At 66.9% G+C, this 17409-nt stretch carries 17 protein-coding genes; 7 read left to right on the top strand and 10 right to left on the bottom strand.

What is annotated here, in order from left to right; all coding sequences use genetic code 11:
- Positions 1-13: 13 nt before the first annotated feature.
- Genes NP4_RS06345 through NP4_RS06325 form a run of 5 tightly spaced genes read right to left on the bottom strand, consistent with a single transcriptional unit; the run spans position 14 to position 4481 of the window.
- Positions 14-1303: a Ni/Fe hydrogenase subunit alpha gene (locus tag NP4_RS06345; protein WP_067993234.1), complete on the bottom strand. Its 1290-nt coding sequence runs from the start codon at positions 1301-1303 to the stop codon at positions 14-16.
- On the bottom strand, positions 1287-2060 hold the full coding sequence (locus NP4_RS06340) for an NADH-quinone oxidoreductase subunit B family protein (RefSeq protein WP_067993231.1): 774 nt from the start codon (positions 2058-2060) through the stop codon (positions 1287-1289). The genes NP4_RS06345 and NP4_RS06340 overlap by 17 nt, the downstream gene beginning before the upstream one ends.
- A complete protein-coding gene (locus tag NP4_RS06335; protein WP_067993228.1) occupies positions 2060-2905 on the bottom strand; it encodes an FAD/NAD(P)-binding protein in 846 nt (281 codons plus the stop codon). The genes NP4_RS06340 and NP4_RS06335 overlap by 1 nt, the downstream gene beginning before the upstream one ends.
- Positions 2902-3375: a cyclic nucleotide-binding domain-containing protein gene (locus NP4_RS06330; RefSeq protein ID WP_245997244.1), complete on the bottom strand. Its 474-nt coding sequence runs from the start codon at positions 3373-3375 to the stop codon at positions 2902-2904. The genes NP4_RS06335 and NP4_RS06330 overlap by 4 nt, the downstream gene beginning before the upstream one ends.
- Positions 3372-4481 (bottom strand): 4Fe-4S dicluster domain-containing protein, encoded by a 1110-nt coding sequence (locus NP4_RS06325; protein ID WP_067993225.1) that lies wholly within the window; start codon positions 4479-4481, stop codon positions 3372-3374. The genes NP4_RS06330 and NP4_RS06325 overlap by 4 nt, the downstream gene beginning before the upstream one ends.
- Before the next feature lie 288 nt (positions 4482-4769).
- Here NP4_RS06325 and NP4_RS06320 point away from each other — a divergent pair, with 288 nt between their 5' ends.
- On the top strand, positions 4770-5705 hold the full coding sequence (locus NP4_RS06320) for a universal stress protein (RefSeq protein WP_245997231.1): 936 nt from the start codon (positions 4770-4772) through the stop codon (positions 5703-5705).
- 152 nt (positions 5706-5857) lie between these two features.
- A complete protein-coding gene (locus NP4_RS06315) occupies positions 5858-6487 on the top strand; it encodes a CBS domain-containing protein (RefSeq protein WP_067993222.1) in 630 nt (209 codons plus the stop codon).
- Between the two features lie 4 nt (positions 6488-6491).
- Here the strand turns inward: NP4_RS06315 and NP4_RS06310 are convergent, their stop codons facing one another.
- Positions 6492-7232 carry a CBS domain-containing protein gene (locus NP4_RS06310; protein WP_067993219.1) on the bottom strand — a complete coding sequence of 247 codons (741 nt, stop codon included), beginning with the start codon at positions 7230-7232 and terminating at the stop codon, positions 6492-6494.
- Positions 7233-7493: 261 nt separating this feature from the next.
- Between NP4_RS06310 and NP4_RS06305 the strand changes: the two genes are divergently transcribed.
- Both NP4_RS06305 and NP4_RS06300 read left to right on the top strand, forming a co-directional pair.
- The gene (locus NP4_RS06305; RefSeq protein ID WP_067993217.1) at positions 7494-8558 is read left to right on the top strand and encodes a glycosyltransferase family 4 protein; all 1065 of its coding nucleotides are present in this window, start codon (positions 7494-7496) and stop codon (positions 8556-8558) included.
- A gap of 24 nt (positions 8559-8582) precedes the next feature.
- Positions 8583-9482, top strand: a complete 900-nt coding sequence (locus NP4_RS06300; protein ID WP_067993214.1) for a universal stress protein — start codon at positions 8583-8585, stop codon at positions 9480-9482.
- A 213-nt stretch (positions 9483-9695) separates the two neighbouring features.
- Here NP4_RS06300 and NP4_RS41525 read toward each other — a convergent pair whose 3' ends face one another.
- The 4 genes from NP4_RS41525 to NP4_RS06280 are packed head-to-tail and all read right to left on the bottom strand — an operon-like array spanning position 9696 to position 13439.
- Positions 9696-10163 carry a GNAT family N-acetyltransferase gene (locus tag NP4_RS41525; protein WP_169813666.1) on the bottom strand — a complete coding sequence of 156 codons (468 nt, stop codon included), beginning with the start codon at positions 10161-10163 and terminating at the stop codon, positions 9696-9698.
- A gap of 2 nt (positions 10164-10165) precedes the next feature.
- Positions 10166-10984, bottom strand: a complete 819-nt coding sequence (locus NP4_RS06290) for a slipin family protein (protein ID WP_067993208.1) — start codon at positions 10982-10984, stop codon at positions 10166-10168.
- A gap of 13 nt (positions 10985-10997) precedes the next feature.
- The gene (locus NP4_RS06285) at positions 10998-13004 is read right to left on the bottom strand and encodes an erythromycin esterase family protein (RefSeq protein ID WP_067993206.1); all 2007 of its coding nucleotides are present in this window, start codon (positions 13002-13004) and stop codon (positions 10998-11000) included.
- A gap of 18 nt (positions 13005-13022) precedes the next feature.
- The gene (locus tag NP4_RS06280; RefSeq protein ID WP_067993203.1) at positions 13023-13439 is read right to left on the bottom strand and encodes a CBS domain-containing protein; all 417 of its coding nucleotides are present in this window, start codon (positions 13437-13439) and stop codon (positions 13023-13025) included.
- Positions 13440-13658: 219 nt separating this feature from the next.
- Here NP4_RS06280 and acsA point away from each other — a divergent pair, with 219 nt between their 5' ends.
- The 3 genes from acsA to NP4_RS06265 are packed head-to-tail and all read left to right on the top strand — an operon-like array spanning position 13659 to position 17409.
- Entirely contained in the window at positions 13659-15458 is a 1800-nt protein-coding gene (gene acsA / locus NP4_RS06275) for an acetate--CoA ligase (RefSeq protein WP_067993200.1), read from the top strand.
- Positions 15455-16444: a pyruvate dehydrogenase (acetyl-transferring) E1 component subunit alpha gene (gene pdhA, locus NP4_RS06270; protein WP_373863809.1), complete on the top strand. Its 990-nt coding sequence runs from the start codon at positions 15455-15457 to the stop codon at positions 16442-16444. The genes acsA and pdhA overlap by 4 nt, the downstream gene beginning before the upstream one ends.
- Positions 16441-17409 carry an alpha-ketoacid dehydrogenase subunit beta gene (locus tag NP4_RS06265; RefSeq protein ID WP_067993195.1) on the top strand — a complete coding sequence of 323 codons (969 nt, stop codon included), beginning with the start codon at positions 16441-16443 and terminating at the stop codon, positions 17407-17409. The genes pdhA and NP4_RS06265 overlap by 4 nt, the downstream gene beginning before the upstream one ends.

The following is a 17409-nucleotide window of genomic DNA, read 5'->3' as shown; positions in this document are numbered from 1 at the left end:
GCCCGCGGCATCTTCACCGGCGCATCACGTCGAGCGTGAGGAAATGCGCCGCACAGGAAATGCAAGGATCGTAATTGCGGATCATCCGTTCACACAGCGCGGTCAGTGCGGTGTCGTTGAGCTTCAGGTTATCGGAGACGATGCGACGCAGACCGTCCTCGATGGCCGACTGGTTCTGTGAGGTGGGCGCGATGATGGTGGCCGAGCGGATGACGCCGTCGGCGTCGGTCTCGTAGCGGTGATAGAGCAGCCCGCGCGGCGCCTCGCTTACCCCGTGGCCGGTACCCGCCCGGGGCGCGATCGGCACCGCGGGCCGGGCGGGGCGCTGATAGTCCGCGATCAGCCGGAGCGCCTCTTCGATCGCGTAATAGGTCTCGACGCAGCGAACCAGGATGCTGCGGAACGGGTTTCGGCACGAATCGGCGAGACCGATCTCGGCGGCCAGTTGTCGCGCCGCCGGTGAGAGCGTGGAGTGGTTGAGGGAGTACCTTGCCAATGGCCCGGTCAGATAGTGGTGCCCGTCGACTGCCGCATGTAGTGCGGTGGAGTGGGGCACCTGCCATTCGGTGACGTGCCGGGGAAATTCGGCTGCCGTGAACCCGCCTCCGGCCGCGGTGTGCACGTCGCCGGTTTCGATCGGATAGCGGTCGCCATGGGCGGCAAGCAGATCGTGCTCGAGCTCCAGATCGGGGAAGTCGAGACGGGCGGCGAATCCGGCGGTCGTCACGATGTAATCCTGTGCGCGGCAGAGCTGTTCGATCAACACCGCCAGTTCGGTGCGTTCCGGTGTCCGATGGAAGCCGCCGACGCGTACGTTGATCGGGTGGATCGCCCGGCCGCCGAGGAGCTCGAGGATACTGTTACCCGCTTTCTTCAGCGCCAACCCTTGCTCGACGAGGTCTCGATGGTCGGCGGCCAGGGTGACGGCGTCGGGGTAACCGAGGAAGTCGGGCAGATGGAGCAGGTGAATGTGCAAGGCGTGGCTGGAGATCCATTCCCCGCAGTACAGCAACCGCCGCAGCGCGCGCAGCTGCGGATCGAGCTCGACGCCGCACAGCTGCTCGAGCGCGTTGCAGGCGCTGGTCTGGTAGGCCACCGGGCAGATGCCGCAGATGCGGGCGGTGAGGTCGGGTGGTTCGGTGTAGGCGCGGCCGCGCAGAAAGGCCTCGAAGAATCGCGGCGGCTCGTAGATGTCGAGCTCGGCATGCTCCACTCTGCCGTCGTCGACAATGATGCGCAATGCGCCCATGCCTTCCACCCGAGCCAGGGAGTCGACCCGCAATTGCCTATTGCGAGTGGTCATCTCGTGGCCTTTCCGCGAATTCCGCTGCGGTGGCGGCGAATGTGGTGAACACTCGATCGATATCGTCGGTGGCCATGCCGTTGATCCGCAGAATCGGTAGCAGTGCACCGACATTCGGCTGCTCCATCGGGCCGAAGCAGCCATAACAGCCTCGTTCGTAGGCCGGGCACAGCGCACCGCAACCGGCGTGGGTGACCGGTCCCAGGCACGGGGTACCGTGGGCCACGGTCACACAGGTGGTGCCACGACGTTTACATTCGGTACAGACGCTGGTGGTGGGCAGGTCCGGGGTGCGACCGGCGAGCAGGGCATCGAGCGTGCCGAGTAACTGACGGCGGTCGATCGGGCAACCGCGCAATTCGACATCGACCGGTACATGCGCCGAGATCGCGGTAGAAGTGGCCAGCGTCGCGATGTACTCGGGACTCGCGTAGACCAGCCGGGTGAACTCGGTGACATCGGCGAAGTTGCGCAGCGCCTGGATACCACCGTGGGTGGCGCAGGCGCCGATGGCCACCAGAGTCCTGGACCGGTCCCGGATTTCGGTGATGCGAAGCAGGTCGTCGGGTGTCGTGATCGACCCCTCGACCAGTGAGACGTCGTAAGGGCCCGGTTGTACGGCGCTGGATGCCTCGAGGAAATGCGCGATGTGCACGCGATCGGTAAGGGCGAGTAGTTCGTCCTCGCAGTCGAGCAGGGTGAGCTGGCAGCCGTCACAGGAGGTGAACTTCCAGACCGCCAGTGTCGGTGTAGTCATCACAGCTCCCGTACTGCCAGTAGTGGTTCGGCGGTGGCGTAGTCCACGATCGGTCCGTCGCGACACAGCAGCAACGGGCCGAGTTGGCAATGGCCGCAGCGCGCCACCGCGCACTGCATATTGCGTTCCAGGGAGACGCGGATATCGGTTGCGGCGAACCCTTTTCGCCGCAATGTCTGTGCACAGAAGCGCAGCATCGGCTCCGGACCGCACAGGTACGCGGTGGTGCGGGCGGGATCCAGCCGCAGCCGTGCCAGGGGTTCGGTGACGAATCCGACCTGGCCGGTCCAGCCCCGCGTGGGCCGGTCGACGGTGTTGTGCAGTTCGATTTCGCCTGCGATCCAGCCGGTTTGCTCGTCGCTGTACAGGCGGTCGGCCGGAGTGCGGGCACCGGCGATCACCACCACTCGGCCGAACTCGTCACGGTGACGCAGCGCGGTCAGGACGACCGGGCGCAACGGAGCCAGGCCGACGCCGCCTCCGACCACGACCAGGTCCCGTCCGCGCGCCGATGCCAGGTCCCAGTCGGTGCCGAAGGGGCCGCGGACCCCGATCACGCCGCCGATCTCGGTGGCGCACAATGCCGCGCTGACCGTCCCGACCGCGCGGATCGTGTGGTGGAGTCTGCCGCCGGTTTCGGTCGGGTCGCCGCTGATGGAGATCGCCACCTCGCCGATGCCGTAGTGGTAGAGCATCATGAACTGGCCGGCTCGGTACGGCTGTGCCGCATCGTGTACCGGAGCGAGAGTGAGGGTTACGGTGTCGGCTGTCTGTGGTGTGCGGGTTGTGACACGGTAGGGGAGCATCACGTCGTCGGATGTGTGGGCAGGCGCCGTCGCGGTCATCGGGCGCTCGCCTGGTTCGGATTGCTGTAGAGGTCGAGCAGCCGGGCCCGGGTGGATTGCAGGCGGTCGAGTACTACCTCGAACAGCAGCAGGGTCAGTGTGCGCCCGAATTCCGCATCCGCCTCGGCGAGTGCGGACAGTGCGGCGGCATCGAATTCGATCGCCGTCACCGGTTCGGCCGTGCGTGCGCCGAAGCTCCAGCGATAGGGCGGGACCAACCACGACCAGCCCAGCAGATCTCCGGAACCGAGCGTCTGCACGACGAGGTCACCCCGTCCGGGAACGTGAGCGTCCAGCAAGATCCGGCCGTCGCGGATCAGCCAGCACCGGTCGGCCACATCACCTTCGGTGATCAACCGATACTCGGCCGGGAACGACACCACACGCGCGATTCGCGCGAGATCCTCCAATTCGTCTGGCCGCAGCGCGGACAGCCGCGCGAATTCCGACAGGTCGCTCGCGGTGATCACGACTCGACCTCGGCCAGCCGAGCCACTTCGGCGGTCAGGTCGATGCCAGCGGGGCACCAGGCGATGCAGCGGCCGCACCCCACGCATCCGGAGCCTCCGAATTGATCGTGCCAGGTGCCGAGCTTGTGGGTGAGCCACTGACGATATCGGCTCGCGCCGGATCGGCGTACGCCTCCGCCGTGCAGATAGGAGAAGTCCAGCTCGAAGCAGGAGGCCCAGCGCTGCCAGCGTTCGGCGTGGTCGCTGGTGAGATCGGCGAGGTCCTCGGTGCTGGTGCAGAAGCAGGTTGGGCACACCATGGTGCAATTGGCGCAGGTGAGGCAGCGGCTCGCGACGTCGCGCCAGTGCGGGGATTCGCGGGAATCGCGCAGCAGCGTGGGCAGATCGACGTCGGGCATGGCCCGGCCCATGCGACCGGCCGCGGCCTCGACTGCCGCGCGGGCGTCGGCGATCTCGTGCGCGGAGGCGACTCGTGCGGACACCTGGGCGAGGATGTGCGCCCCGTCCTCGGTGCCGATATCGACCAGGAACCGATGACCGTCGGCGTCGATGCGTTCGGTGAGTGCGAGATCGTATCCGGGTCCGGTGCTGGGCCCGGCGCCCATCGAGACGCAGAAGCACACGCCACCGGGTTCGGTGCAGTTGACGGCCACGACGAATACACCCTGCCGCCGCCCGGCGAACGACTGATCGGGATACCGTCCATCCCCGAGCACTCGGCCGAGGACTCCGATAGCGGCGAGGTCGCAGCCGCGGACGCCGAGAAAGGCCATCGGTTCGGGGGTTTCGGTGAGCTGTGTCGTGACCGCGTCGGGTCCGATATCGGCGATCTTGCGCCGGGGTGGGTGCAGGAACTGTTTCCACGACCCTGGACCGGCCGACTGTGCGAACACCGCTTGGTCGGCGCGGCGATATACGCGGTAGCGCCCAGGAGCGGTTTCCACGCCCCAGCCCTGAGGCAGCTGCGATCCCGACTCCAACTCCTCGAGCACTATCGCCGCATCCCGCAGCCGTGGCCCGATGACACGAAAGCCGTTGCCGTGCAGGACATCCACGAGGAAGTCCAGGTCGGTTCGATCGATGACTGCGCTCTGTCCGGGTAGCATCACGATTCTCGATCCCCCTGCGGTGTACAGGTTTCGGTTCCGAGTCTGAACGCGACCGGGTGCGGCGGACGAGGGACGAAAGTCCTCATGATGACGTGAGAAGGCACTGTTCGGCCCGGAAGCACACCACCGTAGCGGACGTGCTGACCCGGATCCTGGCCCACCGCGACTGCCCATGGGGTTTCCGTCGCCAGGGACACTGAAGGCGGCGGGCGGCATCGAAAGCACCCGGGATCGAAGGACTTTCGGCCGCATCGAGTTGAAGTGCGAGCTCTCTACGCTGAGATGATGCAATCGCACAACGATGTCCACCATCTGGTGTCGGCGCCCGTGGTGGTCGGGGTCGACGGGCCTGCGTCGGACGCGGCATTGGATTGGGCTGCCGATCTTGCCCTGCGGCGTGGTCGGGAGTTGCGGATCGTGCATGGGTTGGATCTGGCGGGAGTGGTCGCCCGGTACGGCGAGCATGATGCGCGGGTGCCGATGTTGCGGGAGACGGTGCGTGCCCGCGGCGCGGCCGTAGTGGAGCGGGCCGCGCGGCGGGTTGGCGAGCAGGCGCCTGGATCGCGGGTTTCGACCGAGGTGTCGGAGTCGGGGCCGGCGGAATTGTTGGTCGGTGAGAGCGCGCGTGCTTATCGGTTGGTGCTCGGTCATCGAAGCGCGAGTGGGCTTGTCGGGCATCTGGGTTCGACCCTGGTGTCCGTGGCGAGTCATGGGCGGGGCGCGGTGGTGGTCGTCAGGCCGGATGCGGGTGGGGAATCGTGGGTGCGTCGTAGCGGGCCGGTGGTGGTCGGTATCGATGGCGGGCCGGTGAGCGAGGCCGCAGTGGCCGCGGCGTTCGAGGAGGCGTCCGAACGGGGCTCGGAATTGATTGCCGTGCATGTGTGGAGCGAGCGAGACCTGGGGCGATTTGCCGGGACATCCGGGCCGCTCGGTCCGGTGGCGGACTTTCGTGAGCTCGAGAGTGAGATCGTGGGTGAGCGGTTGGCCGGTTGGCAGGAGAAGTACCCGGAGGTGGTGGTTGTTCGGCGGCTGTACCCGGCTGATGTGGTCGCGACGTTGCAGCATTGGTCGCAATCGGCGCAACTGATGGTGGTCGGCAGCCGCGGGCGGGGTGGATTTCTCGGGCTGCTGCTCGGGTCGACCTCGAATTCGCTTGTCCAGCACGCTCAGTGTCCGGTCATGGTCGTTCACCCGGTCGAGTCGCAACCGAGGGCGCGGTAGGGACTTCGGCCACTGTGGCGGGGCGGTTCTATACGCAACGATGAGTATGCGGCGCAGCGTAATTCGGCTCCGTTGTGCGAATGCACCGTATCCGAACGCTGCCTCGAGCGGGCATTCGGCTGTGCCGTCCTACTTCGATCGGAGATGAAACAATGTACGCACGAGATATCTTCAGCCGTCCGGTTGTGACCGCGCGTCCGGAAATGCCGCTGTCGGAAGCGATCACGTTGCTGACCGAACGTGGGTTCGCCGCGCTACCGGTCGTCGACGACACCGATCGCGTCCTCGGCATTCTGTCGGAATCCGACGCTCTGTCGACGGGAACGGCATTGCGCGAGGCAGCCGTCGAGGCGGTGATGACAGTTCCCGTCGAGGTCGTGCATCCCGATACCGAGGTCTCCGCCATCGCGACCCTCATGTTGAACCACCGGCTGCGGTCGGTGCCGGTCGTCGAAGCGGGGATTCTCGTCGGCATAGTCGCCCGGCGCGATCTGCTGCGCGCGCTCGTGCGGAATGACGCCGCGGTCGAGACGAGAATTCGTGCCCTGCTGGACATCTACGCCGGAAGTCGCCGCCAGTGGACGGTGCGGGTGACCGACGGCCGGGCCGTGGTCGGTGGCGGCTTCGCCGATGCGGCGGAGCAGCGTGTCGTGTCCGCCTTGGCGCTCACCGTGGACGGCGTGGATCATGTCGAGATCTTCGCCGACGCGCGGTCTCCCGAACCCGGGGCCGCGCCGCTGTCGGAATGGATGCGGCAGCAGAGCGACGAGAGGATCGGCTGAGCGGTCACCCGCCGCCGGGATTCGTCCCGGGCCGAGGATGGGTGAACGAGTAGAACACCCCGACGTTGTCCGGAACCGGTGGCGGGAGATGGGTGTCGTCGGTGCGGGCCGTGAGCCGATTGTGCACGGCCACAACGCCATCGACACCCTCGATGAGTACGGACACGATCTCGACCATGCTCTGGCGTTCCACCTCTCCGGCCACCGTGACCACGCCGTCGGCAACCTCGACGGACACCGCGTCGTGCGGAATGCACATAGCGCGAGTGAGTATCTCGATGCGGATCTCCGCAGCCAGTTCCTCGTCCGGGCGCAGATAGACCGAAAGGATGTCCTTGCGGCTGACGATGCCCACGAGCTCGCCGCGGGCGTCGAGTACGGGTGCTCGTTTGACGTCATGGCGAGCGAGCGTGGCGGCGGCGGAAGTGAGCCGGTCGGTTGCGGACACCGTGACGACCGGGGTGTTCATCAGGTCGGCGGCCGTGCGGGCGACGCCGGAGCGGGCGAAGGCGCTGCGCGACAGCAGATGTCGGATCCAGCCGAGCGCCGCGCCGCCGGTGCGGGCCTGCCTGCCCAGTAGATCGGCTTCGGACACGATGCCGGTCACATGTCCGTCGGCGTCGAGGACCGGTGCGCCGCTGATGCCGTGGTCGCGCAGCGTGCGCACCACGTCTCGAAATGTCGTCGTGGTCGAGACGGTCACTACCTCACGAGTCATGACGTCGGTAACGCGTTTGTGTTTCATAGTTTCCGAGGGTGGGCGTATGTGCGAGCCTCCGCCAGAGGCGTCGTTCCCGAACCCGCGGTGACGAATATCCTTCTCCGGCGGAGTGTGTCGACAAGTGTCGGCGCAAGAGTCCTCGGCCGCCGATGCCGTGGGCGGGAGCACCTCCTGGACGTCTACGAACGACTCTTCCGACGGACCCGTGCCGCGCGGTCTCCTGACATCACAACCAAAACTGTTCCGGCGCGCGACGGGGCGAGCCGATCTGCTCGAGGAGTAACGATGCGTATCGGAGTGATCGCACCGCCGTGGGTTCCGGTTCCGCCGCCCGCCTATGGTGGTACCGAGGCCGTGGTGGACAATCTGGCCCGGGGGCTGGCCGGGCTGGGGCACGATGTCCGGCTGTTCACCGTGGGTGAATCGACCTGCCCGGTTTCGCGAGAGTACCTGTACGACAAGCCGTTCGAGCCCATCGGTGTCACGGTGCCGGAGGCCGCGCATGTGCTGGCGGCCTACGAGGCGTTCGCCGATGTGGACATCATCCATGATCACACCGCGTTGGGGCCGTTGATCGGACCGCGTGCGGATGGGCCGCCGGTGGTGTCGACGTGTCATGGGCCGTTCGACGAGATGAACCATCGCAATATCAGCGCATTCGCGGACCGGGTGACCGTGGTGGCGATCTCGCACGCGCAGAAGCGGCTCGGCGCTCCGATTCCTATTTCCGCGGTCATCCATCACGGTATCGATCTGGACGGCTATCGCTACGGGGACGGCGGTGGCGGATATCTGATGTGGATCGGGCGGATGTGCGCGGCGAAGGGCCCCCACCGTGCGTTGGAATTCGCCCGCGCCGCGGGCCGGAAGTTGGTGATGGTCTCCAAGATTCGCGAGGCTGATGAGCACGCGTTCTATCAGCGGCACGTGCGGCCACTGCTGGGCCCGGACGACCCGGAGCCCCTCGAGTTGCCCATGCCGGAGCGGGTTCGGCTGCTGCAGCGGGCGGACGCGCTGCTCAACCCGATCGACTGGCCCGAACCGTTCGGACTGGTGATGGCCGAGGCGCTGGCTTGCGGTACCCCGGTGCTGGCGTTTCCGCGCGGTGCGGCGCCGGAGATCGTCGACCACGGGCACACCGGATTCCTGTGCGCTGACCGAGATTCCATGCTCGCCGCGATCGAGGCGATTCCCACCCTGAACCGCCGCGCCTGCCGCGCCGCCGCCGAGCACAGATTCGGGCTACAGCGCATGGCTCGCGACCACATCGCGCTCTACCAGCGCGTACTGCACGACCGCGGTGTCCGCAGGACGGTTGCCGCCGTTCCGGAGATCTCGGGTGTCGCCTGACCCATCCAATCCTGAGGATCTGCAATGACGAAGCCTTACAGCGATATTCATCATCTGGCGTCGGCCTCGGTCGTTGTCGGCGTGGACGGCTCGCCAGCCGCCGCGGCAGCAGTCGATTGGGCCGCCGACATCGCGGCGCACCGTCGACGCACGCTACGCGTCGTGCACGGGACGAGCCTGGAGGGCCTGATCCGATCCTACGGCCGTGCGGATTCCCGGGTGGCCCCGGCGCTGGCGGCCATCCGGGTACAAGCGGCGGCACTGGTGGAGCAAGCGGCACAGCGGGTTCGCGCGGCCCATCCGGCGGTGCGCGTCACGACCCAGGTGTCGGAGTCGAGTCCGGCGAAGCTGCTCGTCGACGCGAGCGCGCAGGCGTATCAGGTGATCCTCGGCCGCGGCGGGGCCGGGTTCGGCTCGACTCTCGCGGCGGTGACCGCGCACGCGCGGGGTTCGGTGGTGGCCGTCGATGCCATACCGGAGGCGGGGGTTCGCAGCGGCCCGGTCGTGGTCGGAATCGACGGCAGTCCCGTCAGTGAGGCGGCGACCGCGGCGGCGTTCGAGGAGGCAGCGGAACGTAGGGCCGAGCTGGTAGCGGTCCATATCTGGAACGATCTGGATCTCGGCTGGTTCGAGGGAGTTTCGGAGGTGGCGCTGCCGATTGCCTCCATCGGGGAGTCGCAGCGCGATGTGCTGGCCGAACGGTTGGCGGGCTGGCAAGAAAAGTATCCCGATGTGAAGGTCAGTCGTCGGCTGTATCCGAGCGGGCCGGTCGCGGTACTGCGGCAGCGGTCTCAGGGCGCCCAACTGCTGGTGCTCGGTAGCCGCGGGCGTGGCGGTTTCCTCGGAATGCTTCTGGGTTCCACCTCCAATGCGCTTGTCCGGCAAGCTCATTGTCCGGTGATGGTGGTTCACCCGAATGGCTGAAGACGCGCCTGATCGTGTGGTCTTGGAGATCGGCGGCCATACGGGCCTGTTGGTCGCAGCGGGTCACTTCGTGTTCGGCGGTCGACTACGACGGCCACCACGAGCGAAGCGAGGGCGGAAATGGTGGCGAAACGCTGTGGGGCGTGGACCCGTTGGATCTGGCCGGTCGCCAGCTCATCCCCTGTGCGATTCTCCAACAGGGCGGCGTGCCGGTCAAAGGCGTATGACGATCTCCACGACGCCGTCGTACAGGTGTGCGGTGACCGGCAGATCGCAGTCCATGAGCAGACGCAGCATTCTCGAATTGTTCGGCAGGACTTGGGCGACGAGTCGTTCGCGCCCGCGTTCGCGCGCGAGTTGCGCGAGATGTTCGAGGAGTTGAGTACCGATGCCGTGATCCTGTTCGTCGTGTGTGACGACGAGTGCCGCCTCGGCGTCGCGGTTGCCCTCCAGCGCAATGAAATTCGCCATGCCGATCAGCTGGTCGGCGCGGTAGGCGCCCACGGCGCAATGCGCCGGGTCACGCTGGGCGAGTGCGGTGGCCATCTCACCGAGCTGGTGCGGGAGCGGGCCGAAGAAGCGGAAGTAGCTTTCGCGTTCGTTCAGCCCGGTGTGCAGCTCCCGTACCGCGTCGACATCGTCGGGGCCGAGCTGGCGGAAGGTGATGATGTCGGCCGACATGATCAGGTCCATGCGGAATCGGCGGGAACGGTCGCGGTGCGACCCGCCGCGGCCGTGGTTTCGCGGGCCAGGAAGGTGGTGAGGTCGCTGATCGCGCTCATCAGCGGGGCGGGGAATACCACGGTGGTGTTCTTGTCGACGCCCAGTTCCACCAGGGTCTGCAGATTGCGCAGTTGTAGGGCCAGAGGATGGGCGAGCATGGTGTCCGAGGCTTCTCCCAGCGCCGCGGCGGCCAGCGCTTCCCCTTCGGCGGCAATGATTTTCGCGCGCTTCTCGCGTTCGGCCTCTGCCTGACGGGCCATGGCGCGCTGCATGGTGTCGGGCAACTGGATATCCTTGAGTTCGACGAGAGTGACCTCGACCCCCCATTCGAGCGTGGTGGTGTCGAGGATCTTGCGGATATCGGCATTGATGGCGTCGGTTTCGGCGAGTGCCTGGTCGAGGGTGTGCTGGCCGACCACCTTGCGCAATGTGGTCTGGGCGATCTGATCGATGGCCGCATATACGTTCTCGATGGCCACGACGGCCTTCTCGGCGTCGATGACGCGGAAATAGGCGACCGCGGAAATGTCGACGCTGACATTGTCGCGGGTGATGATGCCCTGGGACTGGATCGGCATGGTGACGATGCGCATCGATACCCGCTGCATGCGGTCGATGATCGGAACGATCAGGTTGAGCCCCGGATCGCGCACGGCGATGAGGCGGCCGAGGCGGAACAACACACCCTTCTGGTATTGGAACACGATCCGGATCGACAGCGCGGCCGTGATGAGCAGCAGCGCCGCGACGACGATGAGGACGGCAATGAGGACTCGCATGGCTTTCTCCTGTTCACAGGCCGCTCGGATAGGTTTCGGGCACCACCCCGGCGAGCCAGTGTTCGGTGGGGTCCAGGGGTGTCAGAGCGGCAGTGTGGTCGATATGGATCACCGCGTCGTAGCGGTCGGCGAAGCGGCTGTGGAAGTAGTGGCTCTGCCGCTCGGTCGTCGGCTGATAGATCACGCCGATGGCACGCTCGAGGCGTGGACGGCGCAGAATTTCGGTGACAGCGGGCAGATCGGTACGCAGATACAGCGAGCCGATTCCGGTGTCGTGCAACAGTTCTTCGACACTGCTGGGCAGCGCCGGACGCACCGCTTTGCGTTCCGCGGGCCCGTCCCACCGGCCGGCCGCGGTCACAGTGCCCTCGCAAGTGGTGAATCCGATACTGACGCAGACTTTTCCGTAGCGTTCGCGCACGAGTTGGCCGAGCGTGAGCTGACCCTCGGCCGCGAGCTCACTGGCTCGGCCGTCGCCGACGTGGGAATTGTGTGCCCACACCACGATTCGTGAACCGTGTCCCAGGTGTGCGGCGAGGGCGCCGAGAGTGTCGGCCATGTGCTCGTCGCGCAGATTCCACGATGACACTCGATCTCCGAACATCGCGCGGTAGTAGGCCTCGGCGTTGCGAACGGCCCACGCATTGCGTAGGGCGTCGAACAGCGCGTCACCGTCGTGCAGCCGGATATGCGCGGCCGTGTTGCGTTGCAGGTCGACCAGTTGCCGCACCACATCGGCCTGACAGGACGGTCCGGCGCCGAACGCGGCCGCGAAACCGTATGCCTGGCCGTCATTGTCGGATGTGCGATCGAAACATGCGTAGCGACGACGGGCGCGTTCGGCCGCGACCGGATCTACCTCCTCGAGGTAGGCGATCACCCGATGCATCGAGCGGTGCATGCTGTAGAGGTCCAGGCCGTAGAACCCGGCCGTGGGGCGACCGGCGTGCCGTTCCTCGTCGTTGTAGAGCCGTAGCCAGGTGACGAAGTCGCGTACCACGGTGTTGCGCCACATCCAACCCGGGAATCGCTCGAATCCGGCGAGGGCCTGTTCGGCGGTCGGGTCGGTGTCGTCGCCGCGCACATGGCGGTCGACCCGGTAGGCGTCGGGCCAGTCGCCCTCGATCGCCACCGCGTGGAAACCCTTGTTCACGATCAGCCAGCGGGTGATCGAGGCGCGGGCGGCATAAAAATCCTCGGTGCCGTGCGAACTTTCGCCGATCAGCACGATGCGGGCGTCGCCGATCAGATCATCGAGCGCATCCTCGGGAGGAATTCCCGCGGGTGCGGCGAGGGCGGCCTCGCGCAGGACCGCGACCGGATCGGGACGGTCGACGGCCACCTCGGTGGCGGGTGTGGCCAGCAGCGTACGTACCTCCTCGTCGCCAACCTGCCGGAAATCCCAGAAGGCATGTCCGACCGACAGGAACGGCGCCGGCATGGTGGCGCAGACTATTTCGTCGACCAGCGCGCCGAGTTGGCGGCACGTCGACTCGGGCGCGGCGGGAACCGCGACGACGATGTGCTTCGGCTCGGCCGCGCGCACCGCGTCGACCGCGGCGAACATGCTGGAACCCGTGGCCAGGCCGTCGTCGACCAGAATCACCGTGCGTCCCGCCAGGCTCAGCGGTGGGCGGTCGTCGCGGTAGGCGCGTTCGCGGCGGCGTAGCTCCCCTGCCTCCTCCCGGGCGACGCCGCGGATCTGTTCGGTGGTGAGCCGCAGGCCACGAACGACATCGTCATCGATCACGATGCGTCCGTCGGGCCCCAATGCGCCGAAAGCGAATTCAGGCCGACCGGGCACACCGAGCTTGCGGACGATCATCGCGTCGACGGGCGCGTGCAATGCGGCGGCGACCTCCCATGCCACCGGGACACCGCCGCGGGCCAGCCCGAGCACTACCACGTCGGGATCGTCGCGGTAGTGCTCGAGCAGCTCGGCCAGGACCCGCCCGGCCTCGCGGCGGTCATGGAAGACGGGTTGAGGAATGTCGCGCAGCACAGGTGGGGTCGCTGACATGTGTTTCTCCGGATGTGATTACGGCGCGCAGACCGCCTCGACGAACTCCCCGATCTTCTGCTCGGGGAGTCCGCGGGCGAGATCGGCCTCGGTGATGATGCCGACCAGCCGGTTGCCCTCGATCACCGGCAGCCGCCGGATCCGATGGTTTTCCATGATGGCCAGTACGTCGGTGATCCGGGTATGCCCGTCGACGGTGATCAGCCTGCCCCCGGCCAGGGTTCCGGCCGAGGTTCGCGCCGGATCACCCCCCTCGGCAATACATTTGACGATAATGTCGCGATCGGTGATCATCCCGATCGGGAATCCATCACTGGCGCAGACCGGCAACGCTCCGATTCCCAGGTCGCGCATTTTGCGCGCGGCGACGGTCAACGGGGCATCGCCCGGAATCGTTTCGACGCCGGTGTGCATGATCTGCTCGGCGGTTGTCATGAGCGGTCCTTCCCGATGGACGCGTTGCGGACAGGTATGCGCTCATCGTCGTCGCCTCGGCACCGTGAGCACGAGGGCCGAAGGTCAGCGATGTCATCTGCCGTGACGGGCGTACAGGTGCCGGAGGTCCCTTCGCTGGTGGCCTTTACGCTCTGCCGCCTGTGCCGGTCGCGTCGTTGACTGAGGTGTGAGCCGTGATGCGCACCGATCGGAGACGAGATGAGCAGCGTGAGTGATCCCCGCACAGTGTCGGCCGGCTCGACTCGGTGGGAACCGATCGACAAGTCCGCGGCCGAGACAGCGGGGGCGAATCTGACCGACTACGAGACCGCCCGGCGCGAATTCCGTTGGGAGGCAGCCCGGTTGGACTTGGCTGGATTGCCGGGCGGTGGGGTGAATATCGCCTACGAGGCGGTTGACCGGCACCTCGGCGAGCCCGGTACCCCTGCACCATCGCTGAAATGGCTGTCCGCCGCGGGTGGCTGTACGACGTTGAGCTGCGCTGACCTGGTCTCGTTGAGTAATCGGTTCGCCAATGTCTTGTGCGCGCTCGGCGTGCGGCGCGGGGACCGGGTGTGCACGCTGCTCGGTCGTACTCCGGAGCTGTATATCGCCTCGCTCGGCGCATGGAAGGCCGGATGTATTGTGTCGCCGCTGTTCTCAGCGTTCGGCCCCGAACCCGTGCGGCAACGTCTCGCGATCGCCGAAGCCTCGATACTGATCACAACCGCGGTGTTCTACCGGCGCAAGGTCGCCCCGATCCGGCACACCCTGCCGGCACTGCGGCATGTGATCGTCACCGACACCGAGACCGATCTGCCCGGGGTGGTCGAGCTGCCGTTGGCCATGGTTACCGCCGAGCCCGAATTCACGATCGTGCCAACCGAGTTCGACGACCCGGCGCTGTTGCATTTCACCAGCGGTACCACCGGCACTCCCAAAGGTGCGCTGCACGTCCACGGCGCGGTGCTGGCGCATCGCGTGACCGCGCGCTATGCGCTGGATCTGCGTGCCGGTGACGTCTTCTGGTGCACCGCCGATCCCGGGTGGGTCACCGGCATGTCCTACGGGGTGATCGCGCCATTGAGCCTGGGCGCCACCGTGATCAGCGACGAGGCCGAATTCGATGCCCGCCGCTGGTACGACATCCTCACCGCCGAACGGATTTCGGTCTGGTACACCGCCCCGACCGCGCTGCGTATGCTGATGCGCTACGGCGACCGGTTGCCGTCGGATACCGATCTGTCGTGCCTGCGGTTCGTGGCCAGCGTCGGTGAACCGCTGAACCCGGAGGTCGTCGCGTGGGGTGCGAAGGTGCTGGGGCGACCGGTGCACGACAACTGGTGGCAGACCGAGACCGGCGGCATCATGATCGCCAATCTCGCTGCGGCGCAGGTGCGTCCGGGTTCGATGGGTCGGGCGCTACCCGGCATAGATGCGGCCGTGCTGCGCCGGGACGCTCACGGGCACGTGGTGACGATGGACGGTGCGGCCGTGCCCGCGGAGACCGGTGAGATCGCCATCCGGACCGGCTGGCCGTCGATGTTCCGCGGCTACTGGAATCAGCCTGCGCGCTATGCCAAGGCGTTCTCCGACGGCTGGTATCTCAGCGGAGATCTGGCGTGGCGCGACGGTGACGGCTACTTCTGGTTCGTCGGCCGCGCCGACGACGTCATCAAATCCGCAGGGCATCTGATCGGGCCGTTCGAGGTGGAAAGCGTGCTCATGGAGCATCCGTCGGTACTCGAGGTCGGAGTGATCGGGGTGCCCGATCCGGTGGCGGGAGAGGTGGTGAAGGCCTTCGTGGTGCTACGCCCCGGATACCTGCCGAACGAAACGCTGCGTGCCGAGCTGACCGCCTTCGGTCGCCGTGCTCTGGGCGCGGTGGCGCCGAAGGAGATCGCCTTCACCGAAATCCTGCCACACACCCGCAGCGGGAAGGTGATGCGGCGATTGCTGAAGGCCCGCGAACTGGGCCTGGCCGAAGGTGATCTGTCGACCCTGGAGGGAGCGTCGTGATCGTTACCGAACCGATCGCGCCAGCCGTATCGACGCCGCGAGCCGAACTGCTGCGCACCATGATCCGCATCCGCCGTTTCGAGGAGCGCTGTGTGCGCCTCTACAGCGAGGAGAAGATCCGCGGTTTTCTGCATCTCTATATCGGGGAGGAGGCCGTGGCCGCGGGCCTGCTCGGTGAGATCGGCCCGGGCGACGCGGTCGTGTCGACCTACCGAGAGCACGGCCACGCCTTGGCCCGCGGTTTACCGATGGCCGACCTCGTGGCCGAGATGTTCGGGCGCACGACGGGATGCAGTCACGGCCGCGGTGGCTCCATGCATCTGTTCGATGCCGCGCGCCGGTTCTATGGCGGCAACGCCATCGTGGGCGGCGGTCTGCCGATTGCCGTCGGCCTCGCGCTGGCCGACATGCTGGCCGGTCGCGACGCGATCACGGTGTGCCTGTTCGGTGACGGCGCCGTCGCGGAGGGTGAGTTCCACGAATGCTTGAATCTGGCCGCGCTGTGGCATCTTCCGGTTCTGTTCGCCTGCGAGAACAACCGGTTCGCGATGGGTACCGCACTCGCCCGTGAGCACGCGATGACCGATCTGGCGTTACGCGCGGCCACCTACGGGGTGGTGGCCTGGCCGGTGGACGGGATGGATGCCGAGGCCGTCGCGGCGGCCGGGCGCCGAGCGGTGACCTCGATCCGCGGTGGCAGCGGTCCGTGTTTCCTGGAACTGCGGACCTATCGGTTCCGGGCGCACTCGATGTACGACGCCGATCGTTACCGGGACAAGACCGAGATCGCGGAATGGAAGCATCGCGATCCGATCACCCTGCTGTCCGACAGGTTGCGGAGCGCCGGGGAACTCGAGGACAGTGGTCGAGCCGCCCTGGAAGCCGAGGCCGACGCGGAACTGGATTCCGCGATCGCGGCCGCGGAAGGGGGCCCGCTGGAACCGATCTCCGAGCTGACCCGACACCTGTACGCGGAGCGACCATGACCAGTTATCGAGAGGCTGTACGGGAAGCATTGCGGGAAGCGCTGATTCGCGACGAACGCGCCTTCCTGATGGGAGAGGACGTCGGGGCCTACGGCGGCTGCTTCGGGGTCAGCCGGGGCCTGCTCGAGGAATTCGGTCCCGACCGTATCCGCGATACCCCGCTGAGCGAGTCGGCCTTCGTCGGCGCGGGGATCGGCGCCGCACTCAACGGTGCGCGGCCGATCGTGGAGGTGATGACCGTCAACTTCAGTCTGCTGGCGTTGGATCAGATCCTCAACAATGGCGCGACCCTGCGGCACATGTCCGGCGGTCAGCTCGGTGTGCCGCTGGTGATCCGGATGGCCACCGGCGCGGGCCGCCAACTCGCGGCACAGCATTCGCACAGCCTCGAATCGTTCTATGCGCACATTCCGGGACTGCGCGTCGTGTCCCCGGCGACAGTGACCGATGCCCGGGGCATGTTGTGGTCCGCGTTGCAGGATCCCGATCCGGTGGTGATCTTCGAGCCGATCGCGCTGTACAACAGCGAGGACGAGATCGGCACGGACCCGGGGTCGGCCGATCTCGACCACGCGGCTGTCCGTCGGGCCGGCGCCGACGTCACCGTCGTCTGCTACGGCGGTGCGCTGCCGGTTGCCGAAGCGGCGGCCGAACATCTTGCCGGAGAGGGCATCTCGGCTGAAGTGATCGACCTCCGTACGCTGCGTCCGCTGGATGAGGCGACGGTCTTCGACTCGGTGGCCCGGACCCATCGGCTGGTCGTGGTGGACGAAGGCTGGCGCAGTGTCGGAATCGCCGCCGAAATCGCCGCCCGCGCGGCCGAACACGTCTACTACGACCTCGACGCGCCGATCGTACGCGTGTGTGGGGTCGAGGTACCCGTTCCCTATGCCCGCCAGCTCGAGGAGGCGGCGTTGCCGCAGCCAGGGTCGGTGGTCGCCGCGGTCCGCGATGTGGTGAGCTGA

Origin of the sequence: Nocardia pseudobrasiliensis NBRC 108224 (genome assembly GCF_001613105.1) — a bacterium.
GTDB lineage: Bacteria > Actinomycetota > Actinomycetes > Mycobacteriales > Mycobacteriaceae > Nocardia > Nocardia pseudobrasiliensis.
Note: the sequence above shows the minus strand (reverse complement) of the source record. Positions and strands in the feature narration are given on the sequence as shown.

Bases quoted from the DNA above. Each gene is read 5' to 3' on its own strand.
- NP4_RS06345 (WP_067993234.1), bottom strand. From the start codon at position 1,303: ATGACCACTCGCAATAGGCAATTGCGGGTCGACTCCCTGGCTCGGGTG.
- NP4_RS06340 (WP_067993231.1), bottom strand. From the start codon at position 2,060: ATGACTACACCGACACTGGCGGTCTGGAAGTTCACCTCCTGTGACGGC.
- NP4_RS06335 (WP_067993228.1), bottom strand. From the start codon at position 2,905: ATGACCGCGACGGCGCCTGCCCACACATCCGACGACGTGATGCTCCCC.
- NP4_RS06325 (WP_067993225.1), bottom strand. From the start codon at position 4,481: ATGCTACCCGGACAGAGCGCAGTCATCGATCGAACCGACCTGGACTTC.
- NP4_RS06320 (WP_245997231.1), top strand. From the start codon at position 4,770: ATGCAATCGCACAACGATGTCCACCATCTGGTGTCGGCGCCCGTGGTG.
- NP4_RS06315 (WP_067993222.1), top strand. From the start codon at position 5,858: ATGTACGCACGAGATATCTTCAGCCGTCCGGTTGTGACCGCGCGTCCG.
- NP4_RS06310 (WP_067993219.1), bottom strand. From the start codon at position 7,232: ATGAAACACAAACGCGTTACCGACGTCATGACTCGTGAGGTAGTGACC.
- NP4_RS06305 (WP_067993217.1), top strand. From the start codon at position 7,494: ATGCGTATCGGAGTGATCGCACCGCCGTGGGTTCCGGTTCCGCCGCCC.
- NP4_RS06300 (WP_067993214.1), top strand. From the start codon at position 8,583: ATGACGAAGCCTTACAGCGATATTCATCATCTGGCGTCGGCCTCGGTC.
- NP4_RS41525 (WP_169813666.1), bottom strand. From the start codon at position 10,163: ATGTCGGCCGACATCATCACCTTCCGCCAGCTCGGCCCCGACGATGTC.
- NP4_RS06290 (WP_067993208.1), bottom strand. From the start codon at position 10,984: ATGCGAGTCCTCATTGCCGTCCTCATCGTCGTCGCGGCGCTGCTGCTC.
- NP4_RS06285 (WP_067993206.1), bottom strand. From the start codon at position 13,004: ATGTCAGCGACCCCACCTGTGCTGCGCGACATTCCTCAACCCGTCTTC.
- NP4_RS06280 (WP_067993203.1), bottom strand. From the start codon at position 13,439: ATGACAACCGCCGAGCAGATCATGCACACCGGCGTCGAAACGATTCCG.
- acsA (WP_067993200.1), top strand. From the start codon at position 13,659: ATGAGCAGCGTGAGTGATCCCCGCACAGTGTCGGCCGGCTCGACTCGG.
- NP4_RS06265 (WP_067993195.1), top strand. From the start codon at position 16,441: ATGACCAGTTATCGAGAGGCTGTACGGGAAGCATTGCGGGAAGCGCTG.